The sequence below is a fragment of the Streptomyces griseoaurantiacus genome, from assembly GCF_036189845.1.
Classification (GTDB): Bacteria; Actinomycetota; Actinomycetes; order Streptomycetales; family Streptomycetaceae; genus Streptomyces; species Streptomyces griseoaurantiacus.
Genome location: NZ_CP108326.1, coordinates 410,192 through 424,098, shown reverse-complemented (window position 1 = coordinate 424,098; position 13,907 = coordinate 410,192). Strand labels below are relative to the sequence as shown.

The following is a 13,907-nucleotide window of genomic DNA, read 5'->3' as shown; positions in this document are numbered from 1 at the left end:
GCCCCTCGCGCGCAACCCGCTCGTCCGGAGGACGAGCGGGTACTCCACGCAGCCGGGGGAAGACCAGCGCGTGCGCTCTTCGTGAGAGGTTGCCCGTGAGGCACGGGACGGGGACGCACGACCACCGGCATGCCGGGAGTCAATCCGTCTCCCTCGGTGGCTCCGTGGCCGGCGGTGGGAGAGCGGCGTCCTCGAGGGCGGACCGAAGGGCCGTCAGTCTTCGGTGCAGTTCCGGTTCATGGGCCGGGCGCGGAGTCCGGGGCACGCGGGACAGGGCCGAACCGATGCCGGGGGAGCCGGGCAGGTCGGTGCGGGCCGCACCGGAGAGGGCACGGAGGAAGTCTCCGACCCGCGCGCTCTCGTCCGGGGCCGGAGCCGAGGCATCGCGCAGGAGGTTCCAGCACAGCAGACGGCGGATCGCCAGCAGGGACGGCCAGAGCCGGTCGGCGGTACCGGTGGCGCGGATCTCCTCGACGGGCACCGAGGCGTGCATGGTCCACAGGTCCGAGGTCCGCTGCCAGGCGGTTGCCGCGGAGGCGGCGTGGAACGTCCCCGTGCGCAGGCGTTCCCCCACGGCCGAGCCCGTCGCCGCCACGGCCACCGAGACGGCGGCCCGCACCCGGCGCAGTGGCACGCCCCTCACCAGAAGGGCCGCGGCCATCCCGAGGCACATGCCGAGGGTGAGGTCGAGCAGTCGGTACGCGGCGAGTGGCGCCAGGTCCGGCTCCGGGAGGACGGCGTCCACGAGCAGCAGCGCGACGGGGGTGTTGAGCAGGGTGCGCAGGAGCAGGGCGCTGGGGGGCAGGCCGCGCGAGACGCCATGGACCACCGTGGCGACGGCCACGGTCGCCCCCGTACCGGGCTGGTGGACCTGGGCCACGAGGACCGTGATCGCCACTCCGGCCACCGTACCGACGAACCGGGAACCGACGCGCTGCGACGGCTGCCGGCCCGGTCCGCCCTGGAGTGACGCGGCCGCTCCCACGGCCACCCACGCCGGGTGCAGCAGGGGGAGCGCCCAGCCCAGGACGGTGCCCACCGCGACGGCCAGTGCGACGCGCAGGGCGACCGTCGGGGCGGGGGAGGCGGACGACACGGCGTGACGCATCTCGGCGCCCAGACTCCGGCGCGGCGGCAACCGCGGCGCCCGCGGTGCCCGGGCGGGCCGCGAGAGAGGCGGGGCCCCCGGCGTTCCACCGGCACGGTTCGGCGGGGCGGGGGCGCTTCCGCCCGACGGTGGAAGCGGGGACCCCGGAGTCGCGCCGGCCCGCACCGCCGCCGCCGACGCCCTCAGCCAGGGAGCCCACGTGGCCGGCACCGGGTCCCCGCCCCGCTCCACGGCGTTCTGCAGCGTGTCGAACACCGCTTCCAGCCGCACCATGAGGTCGAAGAGCGCCAGCCGTCGGGGAGCCGGTGCCGTGCCTCGGCCCCGGGCGTCCTCGAGCGCCGCCCACGCCGCGTGCACCGCCGTGCACGCGCTCCGCCGGGCGGCCGAGGAGTCGCCCCGTGGCGGCACGGCCGCGGCACGGCGGGCCGTGTCCGCGAAGGCGGCGACCGACCGGAAGGCGGCCGAGACCGCACGCTCCTCGGGCGCGTAGGGCCGGACGAGCCGGCCCGACATGGCGGACAGCCAGGACACGGACGCGCCGATGGCGACGCAGCCGGCCCGGGTCACCGTCTCCGCGAGACCCACCGGGGGCAGGAAGGCGGCCAGCGCCGAGACCAGGACGACGAAGTAGCTGCCCGGTCCGCTCAGATGGAGGGTGTGGACGAACAGGGTGGCGCCGCCCGCCACGACGGCGAGCACCGCCGTCATCGCCCAGACGTCTCCCGCGACCAGCGAACCCGCCGTGAACGTCACCACGAAACCCGCGCAGAGCAGCCCCAGAACGGGGCCCCGCCGCGGATAGGGATCCCGTGTTCCGTAGGCGTCGACGTAGCACCCGATCGCGGCGAACACCCCGTAGTGGAGGCCGGCGACGGCCGTGACGGCACCGAGGCAGAGCCCGAAGGTCAGCGTCGACCGGACGGCACGCCACCGGTCGAACGCGGGCGGCACGGTGCGCCACCGGTGCGCCTTCCGGGTGACCGCACGGCTCACCACAGGGCCTGGGCGGCAGCCCCGCCCGCGAACGACAGGGCGAGCCCGAGGGCGACCGTGGCCAGCAGATAGCCGCCGGCCCGGGCGGTCCTGCGGGCGTCGGCCATGGACAGGAGCTCGAGGGAGAACGTGGACCAGGTGGACAGGGCGCCGCAGAACCCCACGGTCCCCCTGCTCCCTCCACCTGGGGTAATGCCCCAGACCACTGGGACCGGTCCGGCCGGCCGCTCCTTCCTCGGCGAGGTGAAGAAGGCCGTCACTCCGCGCGCCGCCCTGCTCGTGGTCGCAGTGGTGGCCGTCCAGCTGCTGTTCATCGCCTCCTACGTGGGGGCCCTGCACCACCCGAGGATGAGGGACGTGCCCTTCGGGGTCGTCACGCCCGGAGCAGCCGCCGCACAGCAGAAGGCCCGGCTGGAGGGCCTGCCCGGCTCCCCGCTGGACCCCCGCACGGTGACCGACGAGGCCACGGCCCGCGAGCGGATCCTGCACCGGGAGATCGACGGGGCGCTGGTCGTGGATCCGGACGGACGCCGGGACGTCCTGCTGGTCGCCTCCGGCGGCGGCAGCGCCCTCGCCACCGGCCTGCGCGCCCTCCTGACCGACGTGGAGAGGGCCTCGGGGCGCACGGTACGGACGGTCGACGTGGCCCCGTCCTCGCCGCAGGACTTCGACGGGCTGTCGTCCTTCTACGTGGTCGTGGGCTGGTGCGTCGGCGGCTATCTGTGCGCCTCGATCATCGCGATCAGTGCCGGCGCCCGCCCCGCCGACCCGCTCCGCGCGGCCGTCAGGCTCGGCGCCGTGGCCCTGGCCGCGCTCGTCGGCGGACTGGGCGGCGCGGTGATCGTCGGTCCGGTCCTGGGCGCGCTGCCCGGCAGCGTGGCCGCCCTGTGGGGACTCGGAGCCCTGGTCACGTTCTCCGTCGGCGCCGTCACTCTGGCCCTCCAGGGCTTCTTCGACGTCGTCGGTATCGGGCTGGCGATCCTCTTGGTGGTGGTCGCCGGCAATCCGAGTGCGGGCGGAGCCTTCCCGCTGCCCATGCTGCCGCCGTTCTGGGCGTCGATCGGTCCGGCGCTGCCGCCGGGCGCGGGGACGTGGACGGCCCGCTCGTTCGCGTACTTCGACGGCAACGCCGTGCTCGAACCCCTGCTGGTGCTGGCGGCGTGGGCCCTGGCGGGGAGCGTGCTGACCATGCTGTCGGCGGTGCCGCACCGCGAGCGGAACGAGGAGGGGCCGACCGCGCCGACGTCCTGAGGCGCGCCGGCGCCCGGGCACCCGCGGCGTCGCCGCTGCTGTGACGACCCACCGCTGGACCGGCCGCTGCGGGCCGCGGATTCCATGGCCCGTGCGCGGTCACTCGACGTCGTCCGCCGCAACGGGTTGCGGCCGGGCAAGCTGGTCAACACGCTGCCGGACTTCTCGCGGATCAGGCAGGCCGAACGACGTCGTGGCCCCACCGCGACGGCCGCCGAGCGCCGTCCCGACCCGCTCGGCGGAGCCTGTCCGGCGGCGCGGGGACAGTTTTCAGGAACGGTCGTTCTTGACTGATCGTTCCTCAACTGTCTACGGTGGTGGCCATGGGCAGACCAAGAGCATTCGACGAGGAAGAGGTGGTGCGTGCCGCCGTAGGTCTTTTCGGCGGGCGCGCGTATGACGGTGTCTCCGTGGACGACCTCGTCGGCCACCTCGGTGTGCACCGCAACAGCCTGTACAAGACGTTCGGCAGTAAACGCGGTCTCTATCTGACCGCTCTGCACCGCCATCTCGCCGACGACCTGCGTCCTTTGCTCGAGACCCTCGCCGACGCGCCGGACGTCGCGGCCGTACTACGGCTGGTCACCTCCGCCGACCTCGGTCTGCTCCTCCTCGCCGCGGTCGAACGCGCACCCGTCGACGAGGAGGTCGCGACCGAGGTGCGGACGGCCTTGGCCGCCGTCGACCGGGCGATCGCCGACGCGCTCGGGGTCCCCGCCGACATGGCCGCCGCCCTCACCTCCGCCGCGCTCGGAATCCTCCTGCGCGGCAATCCCGACGACGTCGGCGCCGCACTGGCCCGACGCCTCGATTCCCTCACCGGAGAACGGAACCCGACATGGCAGTGATACGTATCGACGGAGACGACCTCGTGGTCATGATGGAGGGACTCGACAAGCTCTGGGCCTTCAAGGGGAGTCTGACCATCCCGCTGGCCAACGTGCGCGGCGTGACCGCCGACCCCGGTATGGCCGCCGAGCCCAAGGGAATGCGCGCGCCGGGCTCCCACGTGCCCGGGGTGATCATCGCGGGCACGTTCCACCAGCACGGGGAGAAGGTCTTCTGGGACGTCAGGGACCCCGCGAAGGCCGTCGTGGTCGAACTCGCCGACGAGAGATACACACGCCTGGTCCTCCAGGTCGAGGACCCCCGCGCGACCGTCGCGCTGGTCGAGAGTGCCCTTTCGTGAGGGGCGGGCGGATGCTCTCCGGGCTGGCGGCGGCTCTGACGGTGCTGGCCGTCGTCACCGCCGCCCCGGCCGAGGCGAGGCCCGGCCGCGTGCCGGCCGCCGACCGCGAGATCGCCTTCACGGCCGACGGCACGACCGCTTTCGGGACCCTGCACGTTCCCGAGCACCGGGCCGGACAACGGATGCGAGCGGCACTGCTGTTGCCCGGCAGCGGACCCACCGACCGCGACGGCAACCAGCCCCCCGGAAGCACGCCGGACACCTTGGCGCAGGTGGCCGGGGCGCTGGGCGGCGACGGCATCGCCACGCTGCGGTTCGACAAGTACGGCACCGGCCGCACCGGGCTGGGCGCCTACCGGGAACACCCTGAGGAACTCGACCACCCGGCGTTCGTCCGCCAGGCACGAGCCGCCTACGCGGTACTGCGTGATCAGCCGGAGACCGACCCCCACGCGCTACTCGTCGTGGGACACAGCGAGGGGGCGATGACGGGACTGCTGCTGAGCGGCTCCGTTCTTCCGCGCCCGGCCGGTCTGGCGCTTCTCCAGCCACAGGCGATCCGCATGCTGGATCTTGTCGCGCTCCAGCTCGAGAACCAGATCGCCGAAGCGACGGCCCAGGGCGTACTGACGCCGGACGAGCAGCGGACCATCGTCACGGCCGTCCACGGTGCCGTCACGTCCCTGCGGGCACACCGCCCCGTCGACACCGCGGACCTGCCGCCCGCGGTCGCCCGGCTCTTCGAGGCGTTCCAGGGACCCGACGCCCGCTTCGTGGAGAGCGACGACGCCGTGTACCCGCCGGACGCCGCCGCCGCGCTCCGGCCGGGGATCACAGTACTGCTGACGTGCGGCACGGACGATGCGCAGGTGCCCTGTGCCACGACGGACGCCCTGACGAGGGCCCTGCACCGTGCGCGTGCCAGTGGACCGGGCCGGGTGATGCTGCCCGGCGTGGACCACCTCCTGCACGACCGTGGCCACCCGGACAGGCTCGCGCCATCCGTACGGGACGCCCTGCGCCGGTTCACCCGGCACTGACGCCGACCGAGGAAACGACCGTCGCACGGGTGACGCGGCGTCGTCCCGCCTCGGCCGTGCCGTGTCGGGTGAGCCGTTCCGGCGATCCCTCAGGGAGAGTCGGCGAGGAGCGGCTGTTGGGCCGGCTCGTGCACGGCGGGCCGTATGCCCGCGGTCGGCTTCGCGCGCCTGCGCCGGGGGAGGCGGACCCCGCCCGCCGCCGTGACGGCCAGGGCGCCGAGGAGGGCAAGGGCGGTCGCGGGCGCCAGGACGGCCCAGGGGGCGCGTTCGACATAGGGCTGGTTCTCGGCGAGAAGACGGCCCCACTCGGGGGACGGGGGCTGCGCGCCGAGGCCCAGGAAGCCGAGCGCGGCCAGGCTGAGCACGACGCCCGGGAGCCTGAGCAGGGCGTGGCGGACGACGGGCGGCAGGACCGCGGGGAGCAGTTCGTGCCGGAGCAGATACCAGGGGCCGGCACCGAGGGCGCGGGTCGCCGTCAGATGCAGGGTGGCGCGCTCCTGCCGGAGCAGGGCGGAGGTGTGCGCGGCCAGGGGAGCCCAGGCCACGGCGGCGGCCGCGAGCGCAGGAGTAGAGGGACCGCTGCCCGCGACGCCGGTGACCAGGAGCGCCACCAGCACGGGTGGTACGGCGTTGACGGTATCGACCAAGGGCCCCGACAGACGGGGCAGCAGGCCCAGCAGGACGCCGATCAGCAGGGCGGCCGCGCTCACCGCGAGGGCGGCGCCGAGCGTGGTGAGCGCGCCGTGCGCGACCCGGGCGAGTACGTCCCGGCCGAGGGCGTCGGTGCCGAAGGGATGTGAGGCGGAGGGGGCTTGGAGGCGGGCCGCGGTGTCGAGGGTGAGCGGTGCACGGGACAGACCGAGGGTGATGACGGCGGTGAGCAGCAGCCCGTACAGCAGGGGTACGGCACGGGGTGCGGGCGGGGCGGGGCGGTGCAGGGAGTGCAGGGCGCCGTCGCGCAACGCGGGCCCGATGAGCCACCGCATGCCGCACCGGGTGAGCCCGGCGGTCAGTGCCGCGAGTGCCAGGAGGACGAGGGTGCCGGTCTGCAGGACGGGGATGTCCTGGGCGAGGGCGGCGCGCAGGTTGAGCCGGCCGAGACCGGGGATGTCGAAGATCTGCTCCACGGCGACGGAGCCGCCGGTCAGGCCCACCACGAAGAGGCCGAGGTTGGGCAGGAGCCCGGGCACGCAACGACGCAGCGCCTGCCGGGCGATCGAGGCGGGCGGAGTTCCGCGGGCGGCGGCGGCCGACGCCCACGGTTCGGCGAAGGCGGCCGGCAACAGATCGTCCAGCATCCGTCCGAGGACGGCTCCGGCGGGCAGGCCGAGGGCGAGGGCGGGCAGCACCATCCACTGCGGGCCGTACCAGCCGAGCGCGGGCAGCCAGCCCAGTTGAACGCCCACGACCGAGGCCAGCACGGTGGCGACGAGGAACTCGGGCAGGGACGCGAGCACCGCCGAGCCGCTGCCGCCGGGGCGGCGACCGCCGAGACGCCGGCGGGAGCCCAGCCCGAGCGTGCGCGCACACACGGCCCCGGCGGTCGGTACGGCGACGAGGACGGCCCCGGCCATCAGGAGCAGGGAGGCGCCCAAAGACTGGATCACGGCGGGCAGGACCTCCGTGTCCGACACCCAGGACCGGCCCGCGTCGCCGTGCAGAAGACCGTCGAGCCACCGTACGAGCAGGGTCCACGGGCCCTCGTCCAGACCGAGTCGGTCCCGGATCGCGTGCAGCGTCCCGGGCGTCGGGGCGCGCTCGGCGGAGCGGGCCCTGAGTACGGTCAGCGCCGGGTCGGTGTGCGAGAGCCACGGCAGCAGACCGATCGCGCAGACGAGACCGGCCGTGAGCACCGCCCGCCAGAGCAGGGCGGGGACTGCACCCGGCGCGAGGGAGCGCGGGGCGGCAGGGAGCCCGGCCCGGGGCGCGGTCAGCGCCGGGTCCCGGTGCCGACGAACTCCCGCTCGTAGGGGTCGAGTACGGCGCCCTTGACGGACGTGTCGATCCCCGTGGCGACCTTGAGGTGCACCAGGGGTATCACCGCGTCCGTGCCGAGGATCGCGGCCTCCGCCTTCATCGCCGCGTCCTGCCGCTTGCCCGGATCGGCCGCGGCCCCGGCGGCGGCCACGGTTGCGTCCACGTTCTTGTCGCACAGGAAGGACAGGTTGTAGGAGCCGTCACAGGTGTGGTCGCCGGCCAGGACGGTGACCGGGTCGCCGGTGTCCAGCATCATGTTGCGCGAGGCCACGGCCGCGTCGAACTTCCCGGCCAGCAGGTCGCTTTCGAGTCGCGCGTAGGTACGCACCTCCAGCTTCACGGTGAACCCGGCTTCTTCCAGCTGCTGTTGGAGCACCTGGGCGGTCTCGGGCAGTTCGGGCCGGTCGTCGTAGGTGGCGATGGTGATCCTCCTGCCCTTCGGGTCGGTGGCCCTCGACCGGCCGGTGGGCTCGGTCCGCTTGCCGGAGGCCCAGGTCAGGGCCGGGCCGTAGAGGCCCCGTGCGGGCTCGGCGTATGCCTCGAAGACGCCCTCGGCGAGGGCGGAGGTGTCGATCGCCTCCCGGGCGGCGGCGCGCAGGCCCGCCTCACTGAAGACCCCCGCTCGGGTGTTGAGGTACAGGCTGGTGTTCCGGGCGGTGTTGTTCTGGTGGACGGTGGCCTTCTCGAGGCGGGAGACCTGGGAGACGGGGAGGGCCTCGGCGATGTCCACCTCGCCGGTGCGCAGCGCGTTGGCGCGGGCGGTGCCGTCGGAGACGAACCGGGCGTCGATGCCGGACGCCTGGGCCCGTCCGCCCCAGTAGCCGTCGAAGCGGTCGAGGGAGGCGGCCGTGTCGCCGGTGATCCTGGTGAGCCGGAAGGGGCCGGTGGCGGTGCCCACCGGGTTCACCGTGCCGCTCCTGCCGTACGCCTTGGGGGAGAACACGGTCAGGCCGGGGCTGGTCAGCCGCTGGGGCAGGACGGGGTCGGCGGTGGCGGTGGTGACCTTGATCCGGTCGTCGCCGAGGGCTCGGGCGGTCAGCTCGACGCCGGAGAGGGCGGCGGGCGCGGGCTCGGCCGACGCGGCGTGGGTGAGGGCGGCGGCGACCGCCTCGGCGGTGACGTCGGTGCCGTCCTGGAAGGTCGCGTCCCGCAGCGTGAACACCCAGCTCCTTCCGCCCCGTTCACCGCGCCAGGACTCGGCGAGCGCGGGCGCCGCGGTGCCGTTGGCGTCGAGCCGGGTCAGCCCCTCGGCGACCCCGAGTCGGGTCAGGACGAGGGCGTCCTGGCCGTAGGGGGAGTAGTGCTCCGCGGGCGGGAAGGCGAGCGCGACGCGCAGACGTCCTCCGGAGCCGGGGGAGTGGGAGGACGAGTCGTCCTGGGGGGAGGAGAAACAGCCGGCGAGCAGGGGCGCGAGCAGCAGGGCGGCCGGCAGGCGTGGGCGGGGGGATCTCATGGTCCTGGTTCCGTCTTTCGCGGTCTTCCAACGGTGTCGACCACCATCATATGAACATGATTTTCATTTAGTGAAGGGGGATCTCGAAGTGCACGACGCCGCTGCCGCCGCCGGGCACCTCCGTCCGCTCGTCGCACACGACCCTGCCGAGGGTCTGCCACAGTCCCAGCGCGCCGGGAGAGTGCGGGTACGTGTGCAGATACGCGGCCCGGTAGCCGCCCTCCGTGCGCGCGAAGTCCAGCAGTCCGTCCACCAGGCGCCGGGCCAGTCCGCGGCGGCGATGCTCCGGGCGCACGTACACCCGTCGCAGTTGGGCGGTCGCGCCCGACGGGTAGCGCTCGGACAGCCACGGCGGGTTCGGCGGATGGGCCGGACCGCGCGCGTCCAGCGCGGCCGTCGCGGCCACCGTCCCGTCCGACACGTCCACGGCGACCAGCAGCGTGTGCCGGGGCGGGGTGAGATAGAAGGACTCCGGGTCGACGATGTCGGCGTGCCAGTCCGGCACGTAACCGGTGCCGAAGTCGCGGTAGACGGCGTCGAGCATCACCGCCCGCGCCCCGCCCAGGTCTGCGGGCACGGCTGTTCTTATGCGATATTCATGCACTTGCACATCATATGCAAGAACGTCCGAGGGTCTCGCTCGCCCCCGGTGCCGGCCACCTCTGCGGCGCCCGGCACGCCGTCCTGACGCGCCGGCACGGACGAGCGGCCCCGGCCGGCTGGTCGCTCAGTTGTTCCAGGTTTCGTCGTAGGGGTCGCGGGGCGTCGGCACCGGCCTGGCCGCGGTGACCCTGAGGAAGGGGATCGGGCCGTCGTTCACCGGGTCCCGGGCCCGTCGGGCGGTGTACCTCCCCGTCACCTCCAGCCACGCGTTCGGCTGCAGTACGGGCGGGATGTTCCCGGTGAGGCCGATCTTCACCGGCTGGGCGTCCGCGGCACAGCAGTTGAGCGCCATGCGGACGAGGTAGGGGGTTCCCGAGGGGGTCACGGCGACGAAACCGGTGAGGCGCACGCTGCGGCCCTCGAGGGATCGGCCGTGGCCGTAGAACGCCCGGCCCGCGTAGTCGACCAGGCCGATCGGCACGGGGTCTCCGGCCGGAAGTTCCGCGTAGCCGTACGGCTGCTGCAGGGCCGTGCCGGTGTGCGTCGCACTGTAGGAACCCAGGGCGGGCGGGGCGACGAGGACGAGGGCGAAGAGGGGGAGGACGAGGAGCCAGGAAACGCGGGACTCGCGGTGGGCGTGCCCCCGGGTTCCGTCACCGTCACCGGTGCCGGTGCCCCGCTCCTCGCGACGCGCGCGCCGCCACTCGTACCAGGCCGTCGCGAGCGCGGTCACCACCAGGAGTGTCCCGGCGGCCAGCAGCAGCGGGCGCAACCCCTCCTTGACGTAGCGCAGGTACAGGTCGCTGAGGGCCCCGTGCAGCAGGGCCACGCCGATCAGGAGCAGGACCGCCGCCTGCGTCTGCCGGTTCACAGCAACACCGTGCCGGTCAGCACTGAGCCCGCGACGGCGAGGGCGAAGGTGGCGGGTGCGAAGCGCAGCGCGAAACCGCGGCCGAAAGTGCCCGCCTGCATCGCGAACAGCTTCAGGTCGATCATCGGACCGACCACCAGGAACGTCAGCCTGGCCGTCAGTGAGAAGGGGGTCAGCGACGCCACCACGAACGCGTCGGCCTCCGAGCAGATCGACAGCACCACGGCCAGGACCGCCAGGGTCAGGACCGCGAGGACCGGATCACCGGCCGCCGTGAGCAGCCAGCTCGCCGGAGCCGCCGTCTTCAGCGTGGCCGCGGCCATCGCGCCGAGGACCAGGAAGCCGCCCGCGTGCACCGTGTCGTGCCGGACCGAGCCCCAGAACCTCTCGCCCCTGCTCGGACCGGTGTGCTCCGTCGGTGTCGGCAGCCGCAGCCAGCCGGGGCGGCCGAGGCGCTGCCACGACCAGCCCATCGCACAGGCCACCAGCAGGCTCGCCAGGAAACGGGCCAGGACCATCCGCGGATCGTGCGGGAAGGCGACGGCCGTGGCGGTCAGGACGACCGGGTTGATCGCCGGGGCGGAGAGGAGGAAGGCGAGCGCCGCCGCCGGTGTGACGCCCCGCCCCACCAGGGCGCCGGCGACCGGCACGGACGCGCACTCGCAACCGGGCAGTACCGCCCCCGCCACACCGGCGACCGGAACGGCGAGGGCGGTACGGGCGGGCAGCGCACGGGCGAAGAACGAGGGCGGTACGAACACGGCGATCGCCGCCGACAGCAGCGCGCCGAGAGCGAGGAACGGCAGTGCCTGGACCACCATCGCGACGAACACGGTCATCCAACTCTGCATCACCGGAGTGGCCAGGGCGCGGCGGATCGGTCCCTGCGCGACGACGACGACGGGCAGAAGCATGGTCAGGGCGAGGGAGGAGTTGAAGTGCCACCCTTCCTGGCCCCGTCGGCCGGGCTGTGGTCCCCGGCTCCGGGGAGCCGGCCCGGGTGGGGCGGGTTTGCTGATGGCCACGGGTGAGCTGCCTCCGGCAAGGATCGGTCGACGGTGAGTGCCTTCTCCTTCAGTACGGCTGTGATGCCTCGATGCCTCACTGCTCACTGCTCACTGCTCACGGCTCGCCGCTCACTGCTCGCCGCTCACAGTGAAGGCGAGCGACTGCGTCCGCGGCCGGGTGGCGGGCGGCCTGCGCCGACGAGGCGTGGGCCGCCCGCTCGCCGGATTCACCCACGACCGGCTCCGGGCCCGGCCGTTCCGGGAGCCCGCGCTCACACCCGCACCGACGCCGCCACCGGCAGGTGGTCGCTGCCGGTGGCCGGGAGGGTGCAGGCGGACCGCGGCTCCACACCGCGTACAAGGATGTGGTCGATCCGGGCCACCGGGAACGAGGCCGGCCAGCTGGCACCGAACCCCGCGCCCGACTCGTCCTGCACGGACCGAAGTCGGGAGGTGAGCCCGGACAGCGCCCGGTCGTCGGTCGTACCGTTCAGGTCGCCCACGAGGATCGTGCGGGGGAGCAACTCGGCGCGCACGGCGGCGGTGAGTCGCCGCGCGGCGGCGTCACGTGCGTCGGAGGCGAACCCCGAGCCGGCGGTGAAGCGGACGGACATCAGATGGGCGACGAAGACCGCGACCGGTCCCTCGGGCGTGCGGACGGTGGCGCGCAGGGCACGGGGCCAGGGCGCGATGTCGACCGTACGGGCGTCGGCGACCGGATACCTGCTCCACAGACCGACCGTGCCGTGCACGGAGTGGTACGGGTAGGTGTCGGCCAGCGTTCTCTCGTACGTCGCTGTCGACGGGCCGCCCAGCTCTTCGAGAGCCAGCACGTCCGCGCCGGAGCCGGCCAGGGCACGGGCGGTGCGCACCGGCCGCGGATTGTGTTCGTTGACGTTGTGCGTCACGACGGTCAGGTTGCCGCCGTCCTCCCGTTTGTCGACGAGTGTCCCGCCGAAGAGCGAGCACCAGACGACGGCCGGCAGCAGCACCGGTACGGCGGCGGCCCGGGACCGGCGGGCCAGGGCGCACAGGAGCAGCAGCGGCACGGCCAGACCCGTCCAGGGCAGGAAGGTCTCGACGAGGCTGCCGAGACGGCCGACCCGGTTGGGGACAAGGGCGTGGCCCAGCATCACCAGCGTGGCCAGGATCGCGAGCGAGCCGAGGACCGGCGGCGGCCGCCGGACGCCGGTGGCCTCGGTCCGTGGGCGGACGGCATCGGGTTCCGGCCGGGCGGGCGCGGTGGCGGGGGAGTGTGTCACTGCCGTCTCACCGTGTTCCGGGCGAGGTCGTCGACAGCCAACGTCGTATGCCCTCGATCAGCGCGTGGCTCCTGGCGAGAGCGGCCCGCAGCCCCTGCCGGGGGTCGGTGCCGGAGCGCTGGTGCAGCACCACTCCGAGGATCAGCCGATCCCGGCCCCCGCTGTCGGACGCGGTGGCCGCCCACATCAGGGCGCCGCCGGCGGGAGTGCTGGAGCCGGTCTTGAGGCCGATCACGCCCGCCGTGCCGAGCAGGGTGTTGGTGTTGCGGATCGTCCCGGGGACACCGGGCACGGTGGTGCCGGGCATGGCGACGACGGTCCGGAACACTTCGTCGCGCATGACCCGGCGGGCCAGCCTCAGCTGGTCGGCCGAGGTGCTGGTGGTCGTGGGCTCGATGCCGCTGGCGCCGGTGTAGGTGGTGTGGCGCATCCCCAGGTCACGGGCCGCCCGGTTCATCTTCGTGACGAAGGCCTCCTGCGAGCCGGCGTTCCAGCGGGCCAGCAGCCGGGCGATGTTGTTGCCGGAGGGGATCAACAGCAGTTCCAGCAGCCGTCGTTCACTCAGCCGCGTACCCTCCCTGACCGGCACACTCGACTCCACGCCCGAGACGGACTCGTTTGCGGCGGTCCGGTCGACGGTGACGAGGGGGCCGTCCTCGCCCGCGCGCAGCGGACGGTCGCGGAGGATCACCCAGGCGGTCATCACCTTGGTGACGCTGGCGATCGGCACCGGTGTCCGCTCGCCCCGCGTACCGAGGTCACCGTGGGCGCCGAGGCCCTCGACCACCACGCTCGTCTGCCCCTCGGGCGGCCACGGCAGTGAACCCGCTCCGGCTCCCGGGCTGTTGCCGGAGGTGAGCACGGCGACGGCGAGGACTGCCAGGGTGACCAGTGCGGCGGCGTCCGTGGCGGGACCGGCCGTGAAGCGCCGCCCGGACCGGTCGTGCCGGCGGGACGGGAGCCATGAGCCGGTGGACCACGAGGGCTGGGCCCGGTCTGCGCCGGGCTCTCCGGAAAAGGGAACCGGTGACATGGGAGGGACACCTCCAAGGGGGGCGGGTGCGTGGCGTTCACGCACGTCGGCCACCTTCCGCGGAGCGGATCTCCGCCGGGCTCCGGCCACGGATCGGGCACCGCTCGGCCGGGCATCCGT

Annotated in this window: 13 protein-coding genes; 4 read left to right on the top strand and 9 right to left on the bottom strand. The window is 73.9% G+C overall.

All coding sequences use genetic code 11. The features are described from left to right. Positions 1-139: 139 nt before the first annotated feature. Positions 140-2,101, bottom strand: coding sequence for an FUSC family protein (locus OHB09_RS01875; RefSeq protein ID WP_328921511.1), 1,962 nt, complete (start codon positions 2,099-2,101; stop codon positions 140-142). Next, complete coding sequence (locus OHB09_RS01870; protein ID WP_006138042.1) at positions 2,098-2,265, bottom strand: CrcB family protein; 168 nt, start codon at positions 2,263-2,265, stop codon at positions 2,098-2,100. The genes OHB09_RS01875 and OHB09_RS01870 overlap by 4 nt, the downstream gene beginning before the upstream one ends. 28 nt (positions 2,266-2,293) lie before the next feature. Here OHB09_RS01870 and OHB09_RS01865 point away from each other — a divergent pair, with 28 nt between their 5' ends. The 4 genes from OHB09_RS01865 (at position 2,294) to OHB09_RS01850 (ending at position 5,581) form a co-directional block, all read left to right on the top strand. Next, entirely contained in the window at positions 2,294-3,352 is a 1,059-nt protein-coding gene (locus tag OHB09_RS01865) for an ABC-2 transporter permease (protein WP_328921510.1), read from the top strand. Positions 3,353-3,675: 323 nt separating this feature from the next. After that, a complete protein-coding gene (locus tag OHB09_RS01860; protein WP_191854143.1) occupies positions 3,676-4,200 on the top strand; it encodes a TetR/AcrR family transcriptional regulator in 525 nt (174 codons plus the stop codon). Continuing rightward, complete coding sequence (locus OHB09_RS01855; protein WP_006138046.1) at positions 4,191-4,541, top strand: hypothetical protein; 351 nt, start codon at positions 4,191-4,193, stop codon at positions 4,539-4,541. The genes OHB09_RS01860 and OHB09_RS01855 overlap by 10 nt, the downstream gene beginning before the upstream one ends. Positions 4,542-4,552: 11 nt before the next feature. Continuing rightward, complete coding sequence (locus OHB09_RS01850; protein ID WP_328921509.1) at positions 4,553-5,581, top strand: alpha/beta hydrolase family protein; 1,029 nt, start codon at positions 4,553-4,555, stop codon at positions 5,579-5,581. 89 nt (positions 5,582-5,670) lie between these two features. Here OHB09_RS01850 and OHB09_RS01845 read toward each other — a convergent pair whose 3' ends face one another. From OHB09_RS01845 to OHB09_RS01815, 7 genes are all read right to left on the bottom strand, one after another. Beyond that, entirely contained in the window at positions 5,671-7,434 is a 1,764-nt protein-coding gene (locus OHB09_RS01845; RefSeq protein ID WP_328921508.1) for an ABC transporter permease subunit, read from the bottom strand. A gap of 77 nt (positions 7,435-7,511) precedes the next feature. Continuing rightward, on the bottom strand, positions 7,512-9,011 hold the full coding sequence (locus OHB09_RS01840; RefSeq protein WP_328921507.1) for an ABC transporter substrate-binding protein: 1,500 nt from the start codon (positions 9,009-9,011) through the stop codon (positions 7,512-7,514). A 67-nt stretch (positions 9,012-9,078) separates the two neighbouring features. Then, positions 9,079-9,615, bottom strand: coding sequence for a GNAT family N-acetyltransferase (locus OHB09_RS01835; RefSeq protein WP_328921506.1), 537 nt, complete (start codon positions 9,613-9,615; stop codon positions 9,079-9,081). A gap of 123 nt (positions 9,616-9,738) precedes the next feature. Then, on the bottom strand, positions 9,739-10,485 hold the full coding sequence (locus OHB09_RS01830) for a TIGR03943 family putative permease subunit (protein WP_328921505.1): 747 nt from the start codon (positions 10,483-10,485) through the stop codon (positions 9,739-9,741). After that, positions 10,482-11,510, bottom strand: coding sequence for a permease (locus tag OHB09_RS01825; protein WP_371788821.1), 1,029 nt, complete (start codon positions 11,508-11,510; stop codon positions 10,482-10,484). Before OHB09_RS01825 ends, OHB09_RS01830 begins: the two co-directional genes overlap by 4 nt. A 254-nt stretch (positions 11,511-11,764) precedes the next feature. After that, positions 11,765-12,754, bottom strand: coding sequence for an endonuclease/exonuclease/phosphatase family protein (locus OHB09_RS01820; protein ID WP_328921503.1), 990 nt, complete (start codon positions 12,752-12,754; stop codon positions 11,765-11,767). Between the two features lie 7 nt (positions 12,755-12,761). Beyond that, positions 12,762-13,787 (bottom strand): D-alanyl-D-alanine carboxypeptidase family protein, encoded by a 1,026-nt coding sequence (locus OHB09_RS01815; RefSeq protein ID WP_328921502.1) that lies wholly within the window; start codon positions 13,785-13,787, stop codon positions 12,762-12,764. Positions 13,788-13,907: the final 120 nt, after the last annotated feature.

Bases quoted from the DNA above. Each gene is read 5' to 3' on its own strand.
- OHB09_RS01860 (WP_191854143.1), top strand. From the start codon at position 3,676: ATGGGCAGACCAAGAGCATTCGACGAGGAAGAGGTGGTGCGTGCCGCC.
- OHB09_RS01855 (WP_006138046.1), top strand. From the start codon at position 4,191: ATGGCAGTGATACGTATCGACGGAGACGACCTCGTGGTCATGATGGAG.
- OHB09_RS01815 (WP_328921502.1), bottom strand. From the start codon at position 13,787: ATGTCACCGGTTCCCTTTTCCGGAGAGCCCGGCGCAGACCGGGCCCAG.
- OHB09_RS01865 (WP_328921510.1), top strand. From the start codon at position 2,294: ATGCCCCAGACCACTGGGACCGGTCCGGCCGGCCGCTCCTTCCTCGGC.
- OHB09_RS01850 (WP_328921509.1), top strand. From the start codon at position 4,553: ATGCTCTCCGGGCTGGCGGCGGCTCTGACGGTGCTGGCCGTCGTCACC.
- OHB09_RS01840 (WP_328921507.1), bottom strand. From the start codon at position 9,011: ATGAGATCCCCCCGCCCACGCCTGCCGGCCGCCCTGCTGCTCGCGCCC.